Annotated in this window: 1 protein-coding gene (cut by a window edge); it reads left to right on the forward strand. The window is 72.2% G+C overall.

The annotated features are described in order from the left end of the window. A protein-coding gene (locus tag ACZ7CF_RS37465) for a hypothetical protein (RefSeq protein WP_470372033.1) crosses the window boundary here: on the forward strand, positions 1–21,457 show its 5' portion. The gene runs 13,142 nt beyond the window's last position; 21,457 of the gene's 34,599 nt are visible here — the first part of the coding sequence; the start codon lies at positions 1–3; the stop codon falls past the right edge of the window.

Consider the following 21,457-nt stretch of genomic DNA (forward strand, 5'->3'; position numbering starts at 1 on the left):
GTGAGGCCGGACGTGGTCCCGGTGGTCGAGGCGCCGAGCGAGCTCGGAGTGGACCGCGGGACAACGGAGATCCAGAACCCGGAGGTCTCCCACACCCCGACGCCGCACGCGGCCGAGGTGGACACGGTCTCCGACCGCGCGACCGACCGCGACTCCGACCGCGCGACCGATCGCGACTCCGACCGCGAGACCGACCGCGCGACCAGTCGCGAAACCGACCACGACTCCGACCGCGAAACCGACACCGAATCCGTCTTCGACGACACGCTGACCGACGACTCCGACGTGGAGTCGGAGCCAGACCTGGAAGCGCAGCCCACCCCAGCCACCCCCGCACAGCAGTACCGCCGTGACGCACTGGAACAAGCCCCCGCCCACCAGCGGGGAACCCTCCGCGGCCTGCCCGGCCAACCGGAGGTGCAACGGTCGGCGTTCGAGGTGCGCAGGGCGGTGCAGGACGGTGTGTGGACGACGGAGCTGACCGTCGTCGTCGACATCGACCCCGAAGGCCGCTTCGGCGAGGACGTGCGGCGGGAGGTGTTGCGGGACGCCCAGGACGGGGTGGACCAGTACCTCAACGGGCCGGACCTGCGCACGGACAACGGGGACCTGCTGCGGTTCCGGGTTGTTCCGCACGACGGGAGCTCGCCTGTGGTGCACCACGTTGTGCACCTGGACCCCGAGCACGACGTGGACCAGACGCACTGGACGCCGGGGCAGGGGCCGTTGGCCTCCGCGCACGAGGTCGGGCACATGTTCGGGCTCGTGGACGAGACCGGTGGCGCGAACCGGCCGACGGTCGAGGGCACGCTGATGGGGCGCCACCAGCGGACCGGGCCGGACGGGGTGCCGCGGGCGGTCACGAAGGTCGAGGTGCCCTCGCGGTACCTGTCCGTGCTGTCGCGGGTGATCGGGCCGGTCGAACTGCTCGCCGACGTCCCCCGCGGACGGGTCACGGCCGATCTGCCCACGGGCGCGGTGGAGCCGCGGCTGTACCGGGGCACGGAGGAGAAGGGGGCCGGCGGGCGCCGGGTGCGGTTCGCCCTGCCGGACAAGGAACCCGTCAAGAAACCCGACGAGGAACAGGAAAGCGGCACAACACCGGAGGAGCAGACACCCGAGTCGGCGGAACAACGGCTGCGCGACAGCCTCCCGCAGTACCTCCGGGACAGCCGCGGGCTCGGTGCCGCCGAGCAGATCGACGTGCTCCGCGGGGACGACGGAACGCGCGTCGAGGTCGAGCAGGCGCTGAGGCGCCTCGCACCCGGCGTGCAGAAGTGGGACGGTGCCGCCGAGCTGTCCGAGGGGCTTGAGCACGCGGTCGCCGGCGCGTTCCAGGAGCACGGCAGCCGTCCCACCGTCAAGGGTGACGACCGGTTCCACAGCCTGGAGGTCAAGGCCACGGCGCACTGGGACCGCGTGGTGGTCCTCGGCGAGGCCGAGAACAAGCAGGTCGCCTCGTCGAAGACCAAGACGTCGTCCTCGGTCGAGGAGGACGGCACGCGGCAGAACAACCTCTCGCCGCCCCTGCAGTTCACCGGTCTGCCCGGCGTCGTGGTCCAGGTCATGCCCACGATCCCCGCCGCGCCCGTCGAGCAGGTGAGCAGCGAGCAGAAGAAGGAGCTGGGCAGGTCGACGAAGGTCGAGCACACCCCGGCGGTGAAGGCCGACGTCCCGGTCACCCTGTCGTTCCGGCTCTTCGACGAGGACGGCCGCAGGGTCATGTCACCGGAGGGGGAGCAGGAGGTCGAGGTCAGCGGCCGGGTGACCCTCACGGTGCCGACCGACCTCCCGACGAAGGACGACGCGGGCCGCGCGGTGCTCCACGAGGAGATCGGGCCGCGGATCGGCGACGTCGTCGGAGCGGACATCGCCCCGGTCACCAGGGCGGACCGCGAGCGGCTCGTGGCCGACGACCCGGTGTGGCAGGAGAAGCAGGGGGACGAGACCACCCGCCTGCCGGAGCTGACCGGCCTGCCGCGCGGCGTCGCCACCGAGTCGGCCGTGGTCAACAACCCCGGCACGGCCACCTTCGCCGAGCAGGTCCTGTCCCGCCTGCAGCCGCGTTTCGCGAAGGCGACCGCGCTCGGTTCGGACGGCCGCGAGGTCGTGGAGGAGTTCTTCAGCGAGAGCACGATCGCGGAGAACCTGCCGAAGATGGCCGTCTACGACGGCGAAGCCGACCCGGAGAAGGGGTGGGTCGCCTCACCGCCGATCTTCAAGGGGCGTGGGCGCGGGTTCGAGTGGCGTCCGCGCAGCACGCAGTTGGAGATGCGCGCCGTCGCGCGGTGGGTGCGCGTCGACCAGGTCAGGGACAAGGTCAAGATCACCGAGCGGACGCACGCGCACTTCGAGCACTCCGGCAAGTACGCCGTGAAGCGGAAGTTCGCGTTGTCCGGCTTCATCGGTGGTGGCGGCGAGCCGATCCCCGGTGTCATGGCGGCGGGTGGCCTCACGGGCAGCGCGAGCGTCGAGCGGAACGCGTCGGGGAAGGTCTCCGGCTCGACCGCGGGCAAGCAGGCGCTGAAGATCACGGGCGACGCCGTCCGCTACGAGATGGTCTACGACATCGAGGTCCGCCAGGTCGGCAAGGAGGGGCAGCGGCCCTGGAAGCTGGACGGCAACGTCACCGCACTGCACTGGACCTCGCGGCGCAACGCGGCACGGGTCGGGCTCGCCGGGCCCGACCCGGAGGACGGCGGGTTCCGCGGTGGTGCCGACCGGACCGTGCAGGGGCCGCCGGAGTTCGAGCGGGGCAAGGCGATCCTCGGTGTGGTGGAGGAGGTCGACAGCGGCCGGCTGCTCGAACAGGCGCTGGTGCCGCTGCTGCACGACGTCCCGCTGCAAAGGCGGTGGTACGTCAGCAGTTCGATGTTCGTCCGGCAGTTCACCGACGGCGACGTCGAGGACGGGCGGCTCACCGCGAAGGCGGTCGAGGCGATCCAGCGGGGCCGATCGCTCGCGGAAGCGCTGGACGAGAACGAGATCGCCCGCCTCACCCGGCGCCTGAGCGACGGCGGGCTGCTGATCCCGGTGCGGCGCAAGGGCTGGTTCCACGACTACCGCACGACGGTGACCGTGACGGCACGCGTCAGCGACATCGAGGAGGGTGACCCGCTCACCGCCGACGAGCTCGAAGAGGTCTACGTCGGCAAGGCCACCGACGGCATCGAGAGCGGTGGTTCCAGGTCGGCCGAGGTCGGCGGCGGACCCCAGCTGCGGTTCATGGGCCTCCTTCCCGGCTCGGGGCCCTCGACCACCGCGTTCGGCGTCCTGCTGTTCGGCGTGCGCGGAGCGCGGAACTGGTCGAAGGAGACGACCTTCGGCTCGAAGGCGAAGCGCAGGGTCGAACGGCGCAAGGGCGACTCGCTCACCGAGGAAGGCAAGATCGGCGACCGGGCGGTCCGCCAGTTCAAGTCCACGCTGACGATCGACTTCAGGGTCGACTCGGAGCGCCGCCACGCCGAGGCCGTGCGCAGGATCATCCCCGGCCGCAGCGGTCGTCAGCTGCCCACGCACGCGGAGATGCCCCGCGTGCCCGGCGAGATCTCGGTCGAGATGCGCACGCTGGTCCCCGAAGTCTTGCTGGCACCGGGGAACCCGTTCGACGCCGAGCCCGCCGCGCCGGTCGTGCCCACGCCCACGCGCACGCTGCCAGACCCGCCCGCACCGCACGCGTTGCGCCCGCCGATGTCGCACCGCTTCGACGACGTCGAGATCGTGTCGTTCCACGGCGCGGAGAAGCTCCAGCAGGCCGCGCTGGAGGTGATGAGCGCCGCCTCCGGTCACGACCCCGTGGTGCGCAGCCGCACCGGCGTCATCGCGCAGACGGTCAGCGAGGAGCTCGCCTCCGAGAAGCTGACGCAGGACCTGCGCCTGTTCAGCGACACCTTGGTGATCGACTCCGCCAAGAAGCTGCACGGCCGCCGGGTGCACGACCTGTTCGGCAGCTGGGGCGTCACCTTCGCCCCGCGCCTGTCGGCGACACCCGTGACCGCGCACGAGTACCAGCAGGTCGTGCGCGAGGTCCAGGGCACGTCGAAGGTCACCGGTGTCAGCGGCCCCACGGACAGCTTCGGCGGTTACGTCGTCGGGGTTCCGGTGCTGACCGACAGGAGCCTGACGGCCGGCGAGCAGGGCACGCACGCGATGCCCCGCGGCATCCTGGTCCTCCTCGGATCGCCGTACAGCGGCAGCGACAGCCGGTCGGACTCCGGCTACGTCGAGACCGCGGAGAAGCTCTCGATCAGCGAGTTGCCGCAGAAGATGTTCCTGGTCCGCCTGGACGTCGACGCGACCGTCGTCGCGGAGGCCGTCCACAAGAACAACCTCACCTTCGGCCTGACCGCCCCGAAGCCGCTCACCAGGGCCGGTGAGGTGGTCCACCTGCCGGAGTCCGTGCTCGCCTGGGTGACGGCGGACCAGCTCGCGGAGCTCGCGACCGGCACCCCTCCTGCCGCGCCCCGCCCCGACGGAACGCTCGCCGTGCCGCCGGGGCTGAGCCCAGGACGGACCGAGGGCCAGTCGGTCGGCCTCGGCGGCATCAGCCGGCCGATCGACCTCCAGCAGCACGTCGACGCCCTGCGCGACGAGCTGGCACGCCACCCCGCCATCGGCGCGGACAAGGCCCGCAGGCTGCTGCCGGACTCCACCCTCGACCCGAACAACGTCAACATCGCGAGCGTCAAGAACTTCCTGTCGGACGCCAACCGCATGGTCAACAGCCTGATCAACGGCGGGCAGGTGGCCCCGAACAGGCTGGAGGACCGCTTCCACGGCGAGACCTACGAGCTCGTGATCGACGCGTCGTTCACCGAGGAACCCTCCCAGGGCGCGGTGCGGAACGTCGCGAAGCTCAAGGCCGGGGTGAGCGCGGAGCTCGGCGCGAAGGGCGTCACGAGCCGGGTGCGGACCCTGTTCACCGCCATCGCGTCGTCCCGCGCGGCCGTCGTCGTGCGCAACCCCGGCACGACCGACCCGAGCAGTGGGCAGGACGAGAACGCCAAGCCCAAGCGGACCGAGGGACAGGCGGGCGCGGGGCCCGGTCTCGAAGGGATCTTCGGCCGCAGGGAGCTGAAGAAGTCCACGGAGGAACGGACCAAGTACAGCCAGTCGGCCACCGTCGAGGGCCCGGTCGCCGTCCACACCGGACGCCTGGACGTCACGCTGCGGGTCCAGCGCCACGGACGTGACTACGGCTCGGTCGAGGTGACCGAGGAGGCCGAGGTCACCAAGCTCGCGGAGGAGGCGTTCCCCCCGCCGGTGCGGGGAGGCCGGTTCGGCTCGGCCGAGGCGGACAGCGGTGTCCGCACCGGCCCGCTGAGCGACGAGGACATGGTGGCGTGGCGGACGACGCTGCCCGACGGCACGCCCGTTCCGCCGATGAAGGACCTCGGCGCCCACTGGGCGGAGCACTACTTCGGCGACATCGACGTCCTGCGCCGCGACGCGGTGGACGTGCTGCGCGCCGCGGGCGTCGACATCACTCCGAAGGTCCTGCGCGTGCTCCGGACCGCGATCACCCCCACGAGCGTGCGCGCCGCGTTCCAGGCCGCGCTGGACGGCCGGTTCGTGCTCTCCCTGCACGACGGCCTCGACCACGACGTGGAGATCCACTTCCGGCCGTCGCGCACGCCGAGGTTCGCCAGCACGAGCGCGGGTGTGCGGATCGACGCCCAGCGGGTGCGGTCCGAGGAGACCGAGGTCGGCTTCACCAGCGGCAACGAGGCGGAGCTGCTCAACACGGCCCCGTTCGGCGCGCTGGGCCAGGCGACCTCGACCGGCTCCGGCAAGGGCACCGAGTCCGGGACGAAGCCGTTCCGCAGCCCGTTCGACGCGAAGGGCGCCTCCACGACGAGGACCACGCACACCGCGCTCGGTCCCGAGCTGGAGGAGAGCGAGCTCTCCCGGACGGACGAGTCCAGGAGCGCCGAGCCGATGAGCTCCGAGACCAGGACGGACGAGAAGCTCACCCGGGCACTGGTCGCCAGCGTGGACACCCGTGTCGTCGCCCGTCCCCGCACGCAGCACGGCGAGACGGAAGCGGTCGCCTACAAGGACCGCCGCGTGCACGACGCGTTCGCCGTGCGAATGTACGACACGAACGCCACGCAACTGACGGGCAGGGAGCTGCCCGACCAGCTGGTGGACTCCACGACGGTGCTCGCGGAGAAGGCCGAGGCCTGGCTGAAGGCCGAGCGGGCCCGGATCGCCGCGTCCGACCGGGTGGAGGTCGCCGCCCGGCCGCTGGAGGCCGCCGACCAGCGGCGCTCCACCGCGATCGTGGACCGGCAGGACATCCGGCCCCTCGTCCAGGCCCAGCGGGAGCTGGCACGTGAGCGTCGCGACGAGTTCACGCGGGCGCGCGAGGAGTGGAAGAACGCACCCGCCGAGTCCAGGGAGCACCACCGCGAGGAGGTGAAGCGGCGGCGCGGTGAGTGGGCGGCCGCCGACGCGGCTCTGCGCAGGCTCGTGGACCAGGAAACGCGACTCGCCCGCGTCATCGCGCAGTCCGGTGCGGTCACCGCCGCCCACGCCGCCACCGTCGAGGCGGAACGCGCGGCCGTGCGCGAGGAGGAGAAGGCGAAGCAGGAGTGGTGGGCCGCCAAGGCCGAGCACGACCGCGAGATCGCCGCCGAGCAACGCCGGGAAGCCGACGAGGAGATCGCCGAGGAGGAGGTCTCTGACGAAGAGGTCGTTGACGAAGAGGTCGTTGACGAAGAGGTCGCCCCCGATCCGGCACCGGAGGTCGAGGAGCAGGAGGCTCCCCGCACCGCGGCCCCGGACCTGCTCTCGCGCCTGGACCAGGTGGGAGAGGTGGACCGCCGCTGGGGCAAGGCGCCGCAACGCGAGGTGGACGCGCTGCGGCAGGAGGCGCGCCGGATCGTCGACCGGCACGTGCGCAGGCCCCCGCTGTTCATCGAGGTCCCCACGCAGGACAACCTCGACCACGACGCCATCGTCACGCTGGTGGCCTACCGCAGGTACCAGGAGCTCCGCGGTCTGGTCGGCGACGGGGACAGGCCGGAGGACCTGGCGGCGCACCTGGCCGTCGAGACCGGGACCCAGGTGGTCGAGCGCGAGCGCGAGGGACTGCCCGGCGGCGCTTCTCCCGCCGGTCCGGCCGGTACCGCCGGAAGCCCCTCGACATCCCCGTACGCCGTTGTCACCTACCCACCGACGAAAAACGCACGCGAAGCGATCGCCCTGGTGTCCGACGAGTCGGAATCGGACGGGTGGCCGCAGCGGGTGCACGAGTGGCTCGGGGAGGGCGACTGGACGGCGACCTCATCGGCGTTCGTCCTGCTGGAGTTCGAGGACGGTCACGCTGTCGCCGGTGACCACCTGCTCGACGCGGACACCGCCGGCCGGGTGGTGCGCGACTCGGACACCTTCCGGTCGCTCGACCGGGAGCTGCCCCTTCGCGTCATCCTCCTGTTCAGCTCGCCCGACGCGTTGACCAAAGATCCGGCTGGCGAGGTGCGTGCCGCCGAGGACTTCGTCCACCGGTTCGCCGAGGTGGTTCTGGCGGACGCGCCGAACCGACCGGTGTGGACCAGGGTCGATCAAGACCAACCGGACGATCTCCGCACCCTGTTGGAGCCGGCCGACCTGCTGTTCGACCGGGAATACCTGACCACCTCCGAAAACGTCGTCTCCGGTCCCATCACGAACTCGACCGGCGCTCTGATCGGGTTCGACGTCTCCAGAGCACGCTGGTTCACCCCTCTACCGGGAACCGTCCCGACAGTGCACGCGGAACGGGTCTCGGCGGTGGTTCCTCCGGGCCGGCCCAGGGCGGAGGGACGTGAACTGCCGCTTCCGTGGGCGGTGCTCACCGAACCGGGGCGGGTGCGCCCCCTGGTGGTGGCACTGTCGTCGACCCCGGAACCAGGGCACTTCGACCTCGCGGTCGGTCAAGACGGCAGGATGCTGCTGTCGACCCCGCGGGAGACCGCCGAGTTCCTGGTGAACAGGCCGGAGTTCCTCACCGCGGTCACGGGACCCGAGCAACCGGCCCTGGTGCTGCTGAACCGGAACGTCTGGGGGGACCCGCAACAGGCGCTCGGCCTCACCGCTGAACTGGCTGCCGAACTCTCCAGAGCCACCGGGAAGACGTTCGAAACCCACACCGCCGCCGGCGAGATCGGGATGAGGACGGACGGCGTCACGATAGTGGCGACCGGCGTTCTCTTCGGCCACCACCCGCTGCCGGTCGACGCGACGTCGGTGTTCCGCTCCGGTTCGGTGTTCGGTCTTCCCGGCGCGGAGCAGACGGGCCCGTGGTCACGTGACACGTTGCAAGCGTTCTCCGACGCCGTGGAAAGCGGCCGTTTCGTGGTTCCTGGGCCGTGGGGCGCCGCACGGCCGTTCTTCGTCGCCGCCCCCGGTGATGCCGCGGGTGCCGCCCGCGCGACTCTCGGCGACGGCGCGCAGGTCGACGTGGATGGTGCCTGGGGCGGAACGGCCCTGTTGTCCGACCAGGGCTTCTTCTCGGCGCTGACGGCCGATCCCACCCGTCCCGTGGTGATCGTCAAACCGCACCTGTCCGGTGAGCAGGACTTCGGCACCTTCGCCTTCGACCTCGTCACACGGCTGCACGAGTCCGGCTTGTTCCCGACGGTGTACGCGTTGCGGGGCGGCGGCGACCTCACGACGATCGCTGATCCGGGAACCGGCTACACCGACGTGTCGGGGCTGCGAGCCGGTGACCTCGACGTGACGCTGGTGCTGGACCGGGAGGGCGACCCCAGGGCCCTGGTCGTGCGCACCCTGGGCGACGACGACTTCTTCGCCCAGGTCCAGGCGTGGGCCGCCGCAGCGGAGGACGACTCGCTGTGGTTCCCGAGGCTTCCGGACGGCACTCCGGTCACGGCGAGCTGGTCGAACGAGGACAGCACGCCGGGGTTCGTCCTCGTGCGGACCGGTCCGGTCGGCTATCGCGCCTCCTTGCGAGGACTGCGCGATCTCGACGTCACCCCGCAGGTCATGATGACGGTGCTGCGGAACGACCTGAGGCTGCGGTTCCTCCTCGGCAGCGGACCGACGGAGGCCGACGGTACGGGCCTGGTGGAACCGTCGGTCGTGTTCGCCGCGATCGACGGTCCCGTGGTGGGGCCGGACGAGTTGGCGACGGGCCTCGCCGGAGGCGGCTACTCGCGCAGGATCCACTGGTCCGGTGGACGGATGGGGTTCTCGTCCGACGGTTCAGTCGTCGTGGAGGTGCCCCGGTTCGACAGTGCGGCCACGCCACCCGTCGAGATCTCCAGCCTCGTCTCCTACCCCAAGAAGAACGACCTCCACGGTCTTCACGGTGTGATCTTCCCGTCAGCAGACTTCGATCTGGTCGACGACGTGAACGACGCGGGCAGAGCAAGCGCCGGCTACCGCGACTTCTACTTCTCCAGCCGCGTGCTCCAGGACTCGTCCGGCACCGGAGCGAACACCCTGGTGCCGAAGCTCAGTCCCTTCTTCGGGCTTGAGACCTGGTACGCCGGGGCGCACGGGAACCGGTCGGCCGTGTACGCGGCGCTGCCGGGAAATCGGCCCTACCTGCTGGGTGACGCGGTCCCGCTGGACCCGCGAGCGGCGGCTGCCGTTCTCAGCGGCCACCACCTGTTCGCACAGGCGCATCCGAACACCACCCCGGCCCTGATGCTCGAGATGTGCTTCGTGGGTGGTGTCGAACCCGGTGACAGCGGCGAGAGCATGGCCAGCGCGATCCTGCGGGCGTGGCGGTCGGTCGCGCCGCAGCGGGCGGTCCCGAGGATGTTCGCGGCCACCCGGGAACTCTTGCCCGGCAAGGGCGACAACTACGTGGTCGAGGACGGCGGCGACATCGTGGAGGTCGTCCCTCCCGGCGGCCGCGCACGCCCGCCCGTCGAACTGCGGGAACTGGCGGCCAACGACGTTCCCGCGGTCACCGCCGCGTTCGACCCGGCCGGAACGGACGTCCTCGCCGGTTCGGACGCCGAGATCGAGACGACTGCTCGTGCCGTGGTGCGGGCCGCCGCGTGGCGGCAGCTGAGGCTTGCGCAGGAGCACTGGGTCACGGCGATGCCGGCGGTGACCATCGTGGGCGGCGGGACGAGCCGCGGTCCGGCGCACCCGCAGACCGGTGGGCTGCTCTCGTCCGCGCGGGTGGTCGAGGTCGAGCGCCGGTTCCGCGCGGCGCTGGCCGACGAGGCGCAGGACATGGCCGACCGCGGTATGCCCGTGGACGTCGACCACGTCCGGATCACGACCAGGGGGCCGCAGGGCGACCACGGCGTCGGGCCGCACGAGGTCAGGATCGAGGTGGCGCTGGAGGCACGAGCCGACTCGGACGTCGTCAGCACCGGGAACCATGAGAGCATCCGGGAGCTGTTCCGCGACCGGCGGGGTACCGCGATCGGCGCGGCCTTCCCCGCGATGAGCAACTCCGGCAGCGGGCGGGCCACCGTCGCGGTCTCGCGCGCGGCGTTCGACGGTCCGTCGAGGACGGTGGACCGTTCGGACGGTGTCCGCACGACGCGTGGAGGTGACACCGCACCGCCGGTCGCCCTCCTGCCCCGGCCCGCCACGCCGGTCCCCGGCGCGGAGAGCGACGACTCCGGTTCGGACACCGCGAGCGACGCGGGCTCCATCCCGGCCGGGTTCGAACTGGTGCAGCCACCGGTCACGCCCGCACTGCGCGACGTCGTCAAAGAGCAGCTGGCGCAGGCGAGCCTCTTCCACGTCGACCCGGTGTCGAACCAGCTCTCCGACCCCGCCGAACAGGCGGACCTGGCGGTGCTCAGGTCCAGGCTCGCCACCGCCGTGACGCTCCAGCAGGACTCCGGCTCGGCGATGCCGGTCGTCCTGATCTCCGGCAGGCCCGAGCAGACGACCGTCGTCGCGGCCCTGCTGCGGGACGGCCAGGCGGTGGACCCCTCCCAGCCGGCGCCGGACGTGCTGCAGCTGGCGGTTCCGTCGACCGCGGTGAGCGTCGTCGTGGACCTGCCGGACTGGCCCCAGGGCCACGAGCACGCACCGACCACGGCCGCGGCGGGAGGCCTGAGCTTCGGCTCCGGCTTGCCGGACGAGCCGCCCTGGGTGTTCCTGCACGCGCGGCAGCCGGTCAACCCGCGAGCGCGCAAGTCGTTCTACGTCTACGCGACGCTCGTGGGGGACCGGTTCCTCGTCCGGGGCGTGCCGGTCACGCCGGCGACCCTCGCGTTCCGCGTCCGGAACTCGCCCGCCTACCGGCGCTGGGTCACCCCCGCCACGCCGATCCGGCTCGTCGGTGCCGACCCCGACCGTCCCGAGGCGTCCCGGCGCGCGGCGCAGGAGTTCGCGGAAGCGTTGTGGCACGCCGGATCGCGCCACCTCGTGAGCGCGGCCACCGATCCGCTCGGGCTCGGCCCGTCCAACAGCACCGTGGTGATCAACGACGGCTACTACGAGCCCGTCTCCCAGGTCCGGCCGAGTGATGTCGGCTGGGTTTCGTTCAGGAGGAACGACGGCGGCCTGGTGGGCATCGGGTTCGCCACCCCCGGCGTCCTCGACGGGGACGTGCTGCGGTCGATGGCCCTGTCCACCGACCAGTCCCAGCGACTGGTGGCCGAGGAGCTCAAGGACGCGGACGGTCACGTGGTGCACCACTACCGCGCCGGGAAGTGGGCTCCCGCGACGACGGGCGCCCGGACCCGCCCGGTGACGCTGGTGGGCGAACACGGCCAGAACGGGTACACCCTGCCCCTGGTGGACGGTTCCACCCTGCCCGTGGACGCCGAGGTGGCGGCGCACATGCTGGCGGGATCGGCGTTGTTCCGCCAGGCGACGGCCGGTCCGGTGCGCCCGCAGTTGCTGCTGTTCACCCATGACGAGTCACTGCCGACCGGCTCGGTGAGCGGAGCGAACGCGAAGCTGCTGGCCACCCTCCGCGACCTCACCGGACCCGTGCAGGGCCACGACTTCGGGGGCAGGCTCAAGTTCTCCGACGAGGGCGCGCTGGTGATCCCCCATGACGCACGGGTCGAGGAGAGCGGGACGCCGACCGCCAGCGACGTGGTGAGTGTCGCAGGCGGCCCGGTGACCGGGTTCCCCGTGGCGGGCCTGGAAGCCGCGACGATCCAGGACTTCGCGGACGCCCTGCGGACGGGCCGCACGGAAGGGCCGACGGGTCCGTGGGCACCCGGCTCGCCCCTGGTCGTCGTGGTGGACTCTCCCGACGGCACGTTCGTGCGCGTGCGGTCCAAGGCCGGAGCGGTGCTGGAGCTCGGAGGCGGGGACCTGGGCCGGTTGTGGCTGTCCGACAGCGGTTCCCGGGCCGCGCTGGAGGCCGATCCGAGCCGTCCCGTGGTGCTGCTCGCGAACTTCGCCGGCACCGAGGCGAACTTCGGCCAGCTGGGGTTCGACTTCGCCGGAGCGTTGCACGAGGCGGGTTTCTTCACCGACGTCTACGCCCCCGACGGTGCGGTCGAAATCAGGGACGACTCGGTCACCCACGACCCCGCCACCGAGTTCCCCCTCGTGTCCCCCCTGCGCGCCGGTGATCTCCAGTCGGTGGTGCTGCGCAACCGCGACGAGGTCGCCGTGGCCGTCTACCTCAGGGCTCCCGGAGACGAGACCGAGTTCGAACGGGCGAGCCAGTGGGCGGAGAACGTCACCGCGGACACCGTGCAGTCGTTCCGCGTGGCCCAGGGCAGCGAGCAGTCACCGTGGCTGGACCGGCTCCCGGTCTTCCTGATCGCGAGCTCCGGCAGGCGCGGGGTCCAGGCGGTGCGCCGTGACCAGGCAGCTGTGGACCTGACCCCCGCGGCTCTGGCCAAGGTCATGCGCGCGGACGACGAGCTGCGCGCCGCGCTGACCACCGACACCGGCGAGCAGAACGGCCGAGGTGTCGTGCTGCTCGCGCTGAACGGCGTGGCCGGTGACTTCGACGCGTTCTCCAGCGTCTTCGCGGCCGGTGGGTACTCCAGGTGGACGTACTCGCCCAGCGGTGTCGCCACGTTGCACCAGGACGGGACGATCTCCCTGCAGAGCGGGGAGTTCCTCTCCTCTCCGCCGTCGAAGGCGTCCTCCGCCGACGTGATCACCCGTCCCCTGGTGAGCGACCGGCTGGGCGAGCACGGCCAGTACTTCCCGCTCACCCTGGTCGATGACCACCACATGTCCGCCGCCGCGCGGCACAGCGACGAGGTGGAGCTGCAGTACTACCTCCGCGAGGTCATGACCGGACCGGGCGGCACCGCCGTGATGAAGGCCTACGTCGCACCGTGGGCGGGCTCCAGTCGTGTCCCGTGGCTCGTCGACGGGCACGGTGCCCCTCGTGGGCTCATGTTCGGTCTTCAGACCGATCGTCCTTTCGTCTTCGGCGACACGCAGACGTTGAACGGTGTCGACAGCGCTGCGGTGGTGGCGGGGACGACGCTCTTCGCCGCGGCGGCTCCGGATTCCGACACGCCGGTCGCGTTGGTGCAGTGCTGGCTCAACTCCTCGATCTCGCCCACGACCCCCACCGCCGCGGAGCTGTTCCAGCGGGAGTTGGACCGGAACCACGGGTCCCAGGTCTTCGCCGCCACGAACGTCGTCAGCGTGCACACGAACAACGCGGTCAGGGCAGTCAAGAACGAGGGGAGCTTCACCGCGGCCGACCCGCTGGCGCCGATCCCCGAGGTACCGCTGTCCGATCTCGTGGCGTACCGGATCGACGACACCACCGTGCAGTTCGACCCCGGCCAGACCTACCTGTCGTACCTGCAGGCCGCGGACGTCCGGGAGACGGCGCGCCTGGTGACGCGCGCGGCAGCGTGGCGGGCTCTCAAGCAGGCCGGTCTCCCCGCGGTGGAGATCATCGTGCACGAGATGCCTCTCGACGGCGTGGACCGCGCGCTGGCGGAAGCGCGTGCCGAGGGCATCGAGCGGATGTTCCGCGCGGCGGTGGCCGCGGAGAGCGCGCAGCTCGACCGGCTCGGCTTGGGCGTGGACCCCTGGGTCATCGGGGTCAGCGTGACCGTCGACGTCGCGACACCCGGCTCGGAGCCGCCCGCCCGCGTCATCGTGACACTCCCACCTGAAATCCTCGGCGCGCGGCAGCTGGCAGCCGTGGAGGCGAGACCCGGCTTCCCGCAGGCGATCCACGACATGAACGAGGCGTTCGCGCCGCTCGCTCGCCGTGGTTCGGCGACCGTGCAGTCCCCGCAGCCGGTCGGACTCGGCTCCGGTGCTCAGGCGCAGCCCGTCCGGCGCGGTCCGGCGGTGGACGAGAACCCGTCCCACCACGAGGTGGCGACGCGATCGGAACAGACCGCGTCACCGGTCGACCTCGCGCATCAGGTCGAACCCGCCCGCCCGCGTCCGGTGGTCGAGGACGAGCGCTGGCGGCATTCCCGTGCCGAGCAGGCGCCGTGGTTCGACCCCCAGGACGCGCCACTGCGGCCGTCGGACTGGGAGCACCTGCGTGCGGGTGCCGGGGTCCGCACCGTCGACACGGAGCTGTTCGACCCGGCCCGCGGCTGGCTCTCCCGCAGCGGACCGGCGGGGTACGTCCAGCGCGTGCGGTACGACGTGCGCCGGATCGAGGTGGGGGACCGGCACGTCCGCGAGCTCACCGTCCGGTTGCGGCCGGTCGGCGACATCGCCCCGGACCTCCGGCTGGAGGTGGAGGCCGACGTCCAGCGCGGCCTCGACACCATCGCGAACGCGGGGTACCGGCTTCCCGGCGGCGACCAGCTGCACGTGCGGGTCGAGTTCGCGGGGCCGCACGAGCTCGCGCACTCCGACGTCGACATCCGGCCCCGTGGTGACGACGACGCCAGCCGCCAGACGCGGTGGCGTTCCGACGACCGCGAGGCGCTCGCCCACGAGGTCCTGCACTTCGTCGGGCTGGTGGACGAGCACGTCGACCCGCGCCGGGTGTTCCTCGCCGACGACTCGCGCAGCCGCGTCGTGGCAGACGACGGCCCGATGGGACCGGCTGTCCACGATGGACTGCCGGTGCTCAAGCCGCGGCACGCCTGGATGATCGAGCGGACGATGGTCAGCCAGCTCGGGCCCGTCGAGGGCTGGAACCCCGTGCGGCCCGACCGGACCTCGCCGCTGGTGGACCCGGACGAGGTCGTGCGGACCGCGGACGTTCCGCTGCCCGGGGACAGGTCGGTGCCCGAGCTGCTCCGGTCGATCTCCGACGGACTCGCTCAGCTGGACCGGCACCTGACCGCGTTGCCCGGCGCGTTCGGCACCGAGCTGCGTGACCGGGCCGCGCACTGGCGGCAGGTCGTGGACCGGCCGGCGGAGACGTTCCCCCCGACGGCGGCCGAAGCGTTGCAGGACCGGCTGGACGCCCTCGACGCCCTGCTCACCCGTGCCCGAGCCGTGCGGCTGCGGCACATCACCGGCATCTACGACCGCGCGCGAGCCGTCGTCGAGCGGGGCGGCAACCCGCTCGGCTTCCACCCCGCCGGCATCCCGGGCGGCCTGACCGCGTCTCCGGAGGCCAGGTTCGGGCTGGAGGTCGAGTTCGAGACCGGTGTGCCGGAGAAGATCGGTCGCCGCCTGGAGGAGCAGGGCTTCCTGAGGTGGGACGACGGCGTCCGCTTCTACGACGAGGCCCCTTCCGCGTCCGATGGGCTTTACCGGTTGGTGGCGGAGCACTCGGACGATGACGGTGCCGAGCTCGTGTCACCGGTGTTGCACGGTGGCAGGGAAGCGTGGGAGGGCCTTCGCACCGTGCTCAGCACCGTGCGGCGGCAGACCGACGCGGACGGTGACACGCCCGACGCGAGCGCGATGGGCGGCCACGTCAACGTCAGCCTCCCCGGCGGTCTCACCGCGGAGCAGGCGGTGCGCCTTGCCCAGCTGGCCAAGGCCAACGAGGAGGTCCTGTTCTGGCTGGGGAACCGCGTCGAGGCGGACGGCCAGGACCGCAGGATCGACCTGCTGGGGCCGAACCCGGTGCCACCGCACTCCGTCGACGAGTACGCGGACGGTGCGCGCGCGGAAACCCACGACCAGCTCGTCGTGTGGTCGCTGAACGCGAACAGGAACGAGGCCGTCAACTTCGAACACCTCGGGGAGCCCGACGAGGCGCTGCGCCGCGTCGAGTTCCGGTTCTGGACGGGCAGCCTCGACCCGGCGACGTGGCAGGTCCAGTCGGAGATCAGCGCTGCGATGTACCGGGCGGCGACGGACGCGAGCACGCACGACCGGATCGCCGCGATGATGCGCGAACCGCTCCTGCTCGCGCCGGGCGGCCGGGTGGAGAACCGCGAGTTCTGGTTGGACCGCCTGCTGTCCTTCGCGGAGCTCCTGCCGTTGAGCCCGGTGGCGCAGCAGGAGCTGGTCAAGCGCGCGGCGATGAGCGGCCCCTGGCACTTCAGCCCCGAGGTCGACGCCACGCTGCGTTCGCAGGAGGTCGGCAGGAAGGACGCGATCGTCTTCCCCGCACCCGAAACCGAGCTGCGCCAGGTGCTCGCCCTGCTGGACCGGTTGCCCCGCCGACGCGACGACCTGCTGCTGTCCGTGAGCCTGACACCGGACGGCCGGCACGTGCGGCTGTGGAACGGTCAGACCCGGTCGGTCGCGGACTTCGCGGCCGCTGCCGAGGAACGCGGGATCGGTGAGCGGCAGAGCGTCGACTGGCAGGGTGGGACGCCCGCCGGTCGCGTCGTCCTGCTGACCTCAGGAGGCACCGAGCTCGCGCAGCACCTGGCGAACCGGATCGGCGCGCCGGTGCTCGCCACCACGGGGGACGTGCGGTTCGACTCGGCCGGTGACCTGGTGGCGGTGGGGGAGAACGGTCCCGTCGAGTGGGTCGAGTTCACCCTCGCGAACGAGCCTTCGGGCACCGGCACGGACCGCCTGGAGGCCGCGTTGCGCGTTGCCGGGGGCTCCGTGAACGACGAGGCCCTGCCCGCGACGTCCTTCGTGCCGATGCCACCGAAGCCCTTCACCGGCGACGTGGTGGCCGACGCGGTGCACGGTCGCGAGGCAGAGCCGGACCTGAGCGGCACGCGGGAGGACGCGGCCTCTCTCCTGCCGGATCCCGCGGTCGAGGACATCCCGCTCGTCACCCTGGTGAGGTCCGAAGTGGACGGTGCTGCGGTCGAGGACGGCGCACCCTCCGCGGAGGAGTCCTCAACCGCCGGAGGCCTCGACCTCCCCGGCGACCGGTCCTCGGGGCTCGTCACCCAGCGCGGTGAGATCGCGGGCGGCGCGGCGGTGGACGCCGCGATCGACGCGCTGCTGCCCGAAGGCGAGCGCAAGGGTGTCGAGCACTTCGTGACGGCGTTGAAGACCGGTGTCGGCGGGTTCCTCGGCGACGGGCGGTCGGAGGACGTCGAGATCGGCGGCAAGCACTACGAGCTGCACGCCAGGACGCGCTACCTCTGGGACGGCGCGACGGAGAGCGGAACGGCGTCGCGGTCGGTCGGGCTCGACGGTCCCACCGGCAGCGCGACGCTCTCGGCGGCGTCGAGCGCGGCCCAGGCCAACTCCGCGCTGGCGCTGGTCCTCATCCCCGCCACCCCGGGGTTCACCGCGGTCGGCACCGTCGGGGCCTCCACCGACGCCAGCAACTCGGTCGCGGTGGGTGCCAGTGCGACGGCGAGCGGCGGCCGGCAGGTGGCCGTGGCGTTCCCGACGCGGGACGTGTCGGTGCCGGTGTGGATCGAGCTGACCCTGCGCGACGCCCGCGGCCGGGTCGTCGGCGACCCCGTCGAGGTCGGTGACGTCGTCGCCGACCTCTCGGTGCCCGACGTGCCGGGCGGGGAGCCGGGAGGCGTTCTCGCGGACGGCCCGGCCTTCGTCGAGTCGGTCCACATCGGACGGAACGCGCCGGGCAGCTACCGGGGCAGGCCGCTGCCGCCGGACGCGGACGGCGAGCACCGGCTGTTCGACAAGGTCGTCTCCGCGCTGCCGGGCTCGCTGGTGAAGCCGGGCCGTCCCGGACGCAGCAACCTGAGGGAGTTCCTCGACGACAGCACGTTCAAGAAGCGCTACCAGGACATGGCCGTGACCGCCGAGCAGGCCGAACGCGGGCACGGCTGGGTCCGGTCCGAGATGCTGTTCACCGGCAAGCACCCGTTCGTCGCGTGGCTGCACACGCCGAGCGCCGTCGAGATGCGCCTGGTCGAGCGCGAGGAACCGGTGGTGCTCCGCACGCTCGACGACGTCACGTTCACCGACGTCGAGTCGATCGGTGCGGAGGTCTCCGACTCGGGCACCGCCAGCCACGGCGCCAACTCGAAGATGATGGCCGGCCCCGGGTTCGACCTCGGCGTCGCAGGCCTGGTCGCCGGTCCGGTGGTCATGGGCGGGGTGGAAAGCGCGCACAAGCAGTCCATCAGCCATTCCGGCGAGGTCAAGCACACGAGCACCCGGCGTGGGCGCGCGCAGCAGGTCGAACGCGTCTTCGACCTCCAGGTGCGGGTGCCGGGCAAGCCCGCGATGACCTTCGCCGGCGACGTGCGCGCGGTGGAGTGGCGTGAGGTCACGGCCGAAGTCGCACCGGAGACGGACGCCGTGCCGCCGCGCCGCCTCTACGGGCCCGAGGCGCTGGAGTCCGGCCGGGCCCTCGCGGGAGCGTCGCTGGAGGTGTCGCAGGTCGCGTCCCAGGTCCTCGGCCTGATCGAGAACTCCATTCGCACCGTTCCCGGCCACAAGCGGTGGTACCTCAGCAGCGACCGGTTCCTGTCCCAGTTCGACGACCCCTCCGCGGGCAGGACGATCGGCCGCAAGCTCCAGGAGGCGCTGGGCCGCAGGGACGCCCTGCGGCGCCTGCTCACCGACCGCGAGCTCGGTCTGCTCGCGGACCGGGCGCTGTCCGCGGACGGTCTGCGCATCCCGGTGCAGCCCAAGCACGGCTGGGGCCACGACTACCACGTGTCGTTCACGCTCAAGGCGTCGATGTCGGACCTGCGCGACACCGGGGAGGTGCGCACCGCCGCCGACCCCGCCGTGGTCACCACCTCCGACACGCAGGCGACCCAGCACACCAAGTCCCGCACCAAGTCGACCGGCATCGGCGCGGCGGGCCGCGTCACCGCCACGATCACCGAACGCGCCGTCGTCGTCGTGGCGTCGCTCTACAGCGCCTTCGCCTGGACCAGGTCCGGGCTCTCCGGCCGCACCGCGAAGCGGGGCGAGGAACGACGCGAGGGCGGCGCGCTCGACGACACCGGTGCCGTCGTCGCCGAGCCGAAGCACCGCTTCACCGCCACGGTCGACTGGACGCTCAGCGGCCAGACCTACAAGCGCCACAACGCGATGGTGCGCGGCCTGAGCATCGGCCGGCCCGGCCTGCACGTGCCGCGGACGGAGCCGGTCACCCTGGTCGACCCGGAATCGGGCGCCACCTCGGAGGAGACGACGTTCCGCGTCGAAGCCGACGTGTGGGTTCCCGAGGCGCACGTGTCGCGCATGCGGCCCGACCCGATCGTCGTGGAGCGCACCGCCGGACGCCAGGACCAGCCGCACGTCCGGTTGCGACCGGAACCGGACGCCCCGGTGTCCGCCGACCCGTTGCGCCGCGGTCTCTCCCGTGACCTCGACGGCATCAGGGTGCTGAGCTTCGAGGGGTTGGCGCACGTGCGCGCCGCCGTGAAGGACGCCCTCACCCGCGCTTCGGGAGACCCTGCCTTCTCGTTCGCCGAGTCGGACAACAGCGTGCTGGTCGACACCGTGCTGTCGCCCGACTCGGTCATGGCCGACCAGCGCGTCTTCAGCCGCACCACCGGTGTCCGCGGACTGCAGTGGGCGCGGCGCCGGGTCAAGCGGTTCGCGGCGGCCGAGGTCTCCTTCCAGCCCCGCGACGTCGAGGTGCTGGGCGAGGGCTGGCGGCAGGCGGTGACGTCCGCCGCGGTCGAGACGGGTGTCGGTGCCGGCAAGGAGTTCACCGCGGCGGTGACCGCCGCGGCCGACCTGACGGCGTTCGCCTTCTACAAGGACGTCACGACCGACGGCAAGGAGGGCGCGACCGTCAAACCCGGTGCGCTGCTGGTGATCGAGGGCGACCCGATGGTGCTGGAGAAGTCCAGCACCGAGGACGTCGCCACGGACGTCGCGACCGGCACCTCCACCGTCCGTCAGCCCGAGCGCCTGCACCTCGTGCGGTTCGGTGTGCGGACCACGGTCGTCGCGGAGGTGCGGTCGCGCCGCTGGCGCAACGCCTGGGGCGTGCTGCGGCCCGCGGCTCCGGCGACGGCCAACGAGCAGTTCGACCTTCCGCGTGCCGTCACGGCCTGGGTGACCACCGCGCAGCTGGACGCCATCCGCACGAAGCAGGCCGAAGAGGACGCCCGCGTCCGCGACCTGGCCACGAGGAGCGATCCCGCCACGTCCGCGCTCGCGGCGCTCGCGGTCACCACGCTGGCCGGCACGGCACCGGCCGCTCCCTCCGCCGTCGCCGACGCGTTCGCGGACGACCCGGCCGCAGCCGTGGACGACGAGACCGGGGAGACGGCAGGGGACCGGGTCGTCGCACCTCCCGCGTTCCTGCGTCCCGGCGAACCGCTGTCGGTGGGCCTGGGCGTGGTGGACGGCGTGGTGGACCTGCGGTCCGTGCTGCCCGAGCTGCGCCGCGACCTCGAACGCTCGCTCGGCCCCAAGCGCGCCCGCCGCCTCATCCCGCTCTCACCGTTGAGCACGGGCCACGACAACTACGCGGCCATCAGCTCGTGGCTCTCCGACGCGCAGACCACGCTGGAGGACTCCGCGCGCGGCGGCGTTCCCCAGCCGTTGCGCCTGGAGGACCGGACCACCGGTGAGACCTACGACGTCGTCATGACCAACGAGCTGCTGGACCGGCCGGTGTTCGCCGGCCTCGAACACGGCGGCGTCAAGCAGACCAGGGGCACGACGACGCTCGGTTCCCGGGTCCGCACCTTCACCAGGACGTTGCTGCGGCTGGAGCCGGTGGTGCTGCCCGCACTCCAGGCCGGCGGCCCGGCGCCGGACGAGAACGTCTCGCGCAGCAACCCGTACGCGATGATGGGCGGCGGCGTCATCGGCGACGTCCTGCTGGGACGCAAGAAGAAGACGACCAAGAAGACGCACAAGGTCGTGCGTGAGAGCAGCGCCGAGACGGCCGGCACGTTCGCCAGGTTCCACGCGCCCGTCGAGTTCACCGTCGCGGTCGAACGGCACGGCCGGCGGGTGGCGGAGGCCGGTGCCGCGCACGACGTCTCGATCCTGCACCTGCCGGAGGACACGGTCCCCGCACGCCCCGCCGCGGTCGTGGCCCCCGTCGTGCAGCCGGAGGAGGAAGCGGAACCGGACGCGCTCACGCGCTGGCGCGGCGACACCGGCCTGGGCCGCGGCTGGGCCGGGCACCTCAGGTTCGACGTCGGTGACCTGGTCGCCGCGGCCGAGCTCGCCCACCGCGAGGGAACGGGACTCCGCGAGGTCCCCGCGGACGTCCGCAGCGCCCTGCGCACCACCCTCACCGGGCCGCGCTTCAAGGCGTTGCTCCCGTTGCACGCCACCACCGGGACGCCCC

Source organism: Lentzea sp. NPDC036955 (genome assembly GCF_055608005.1).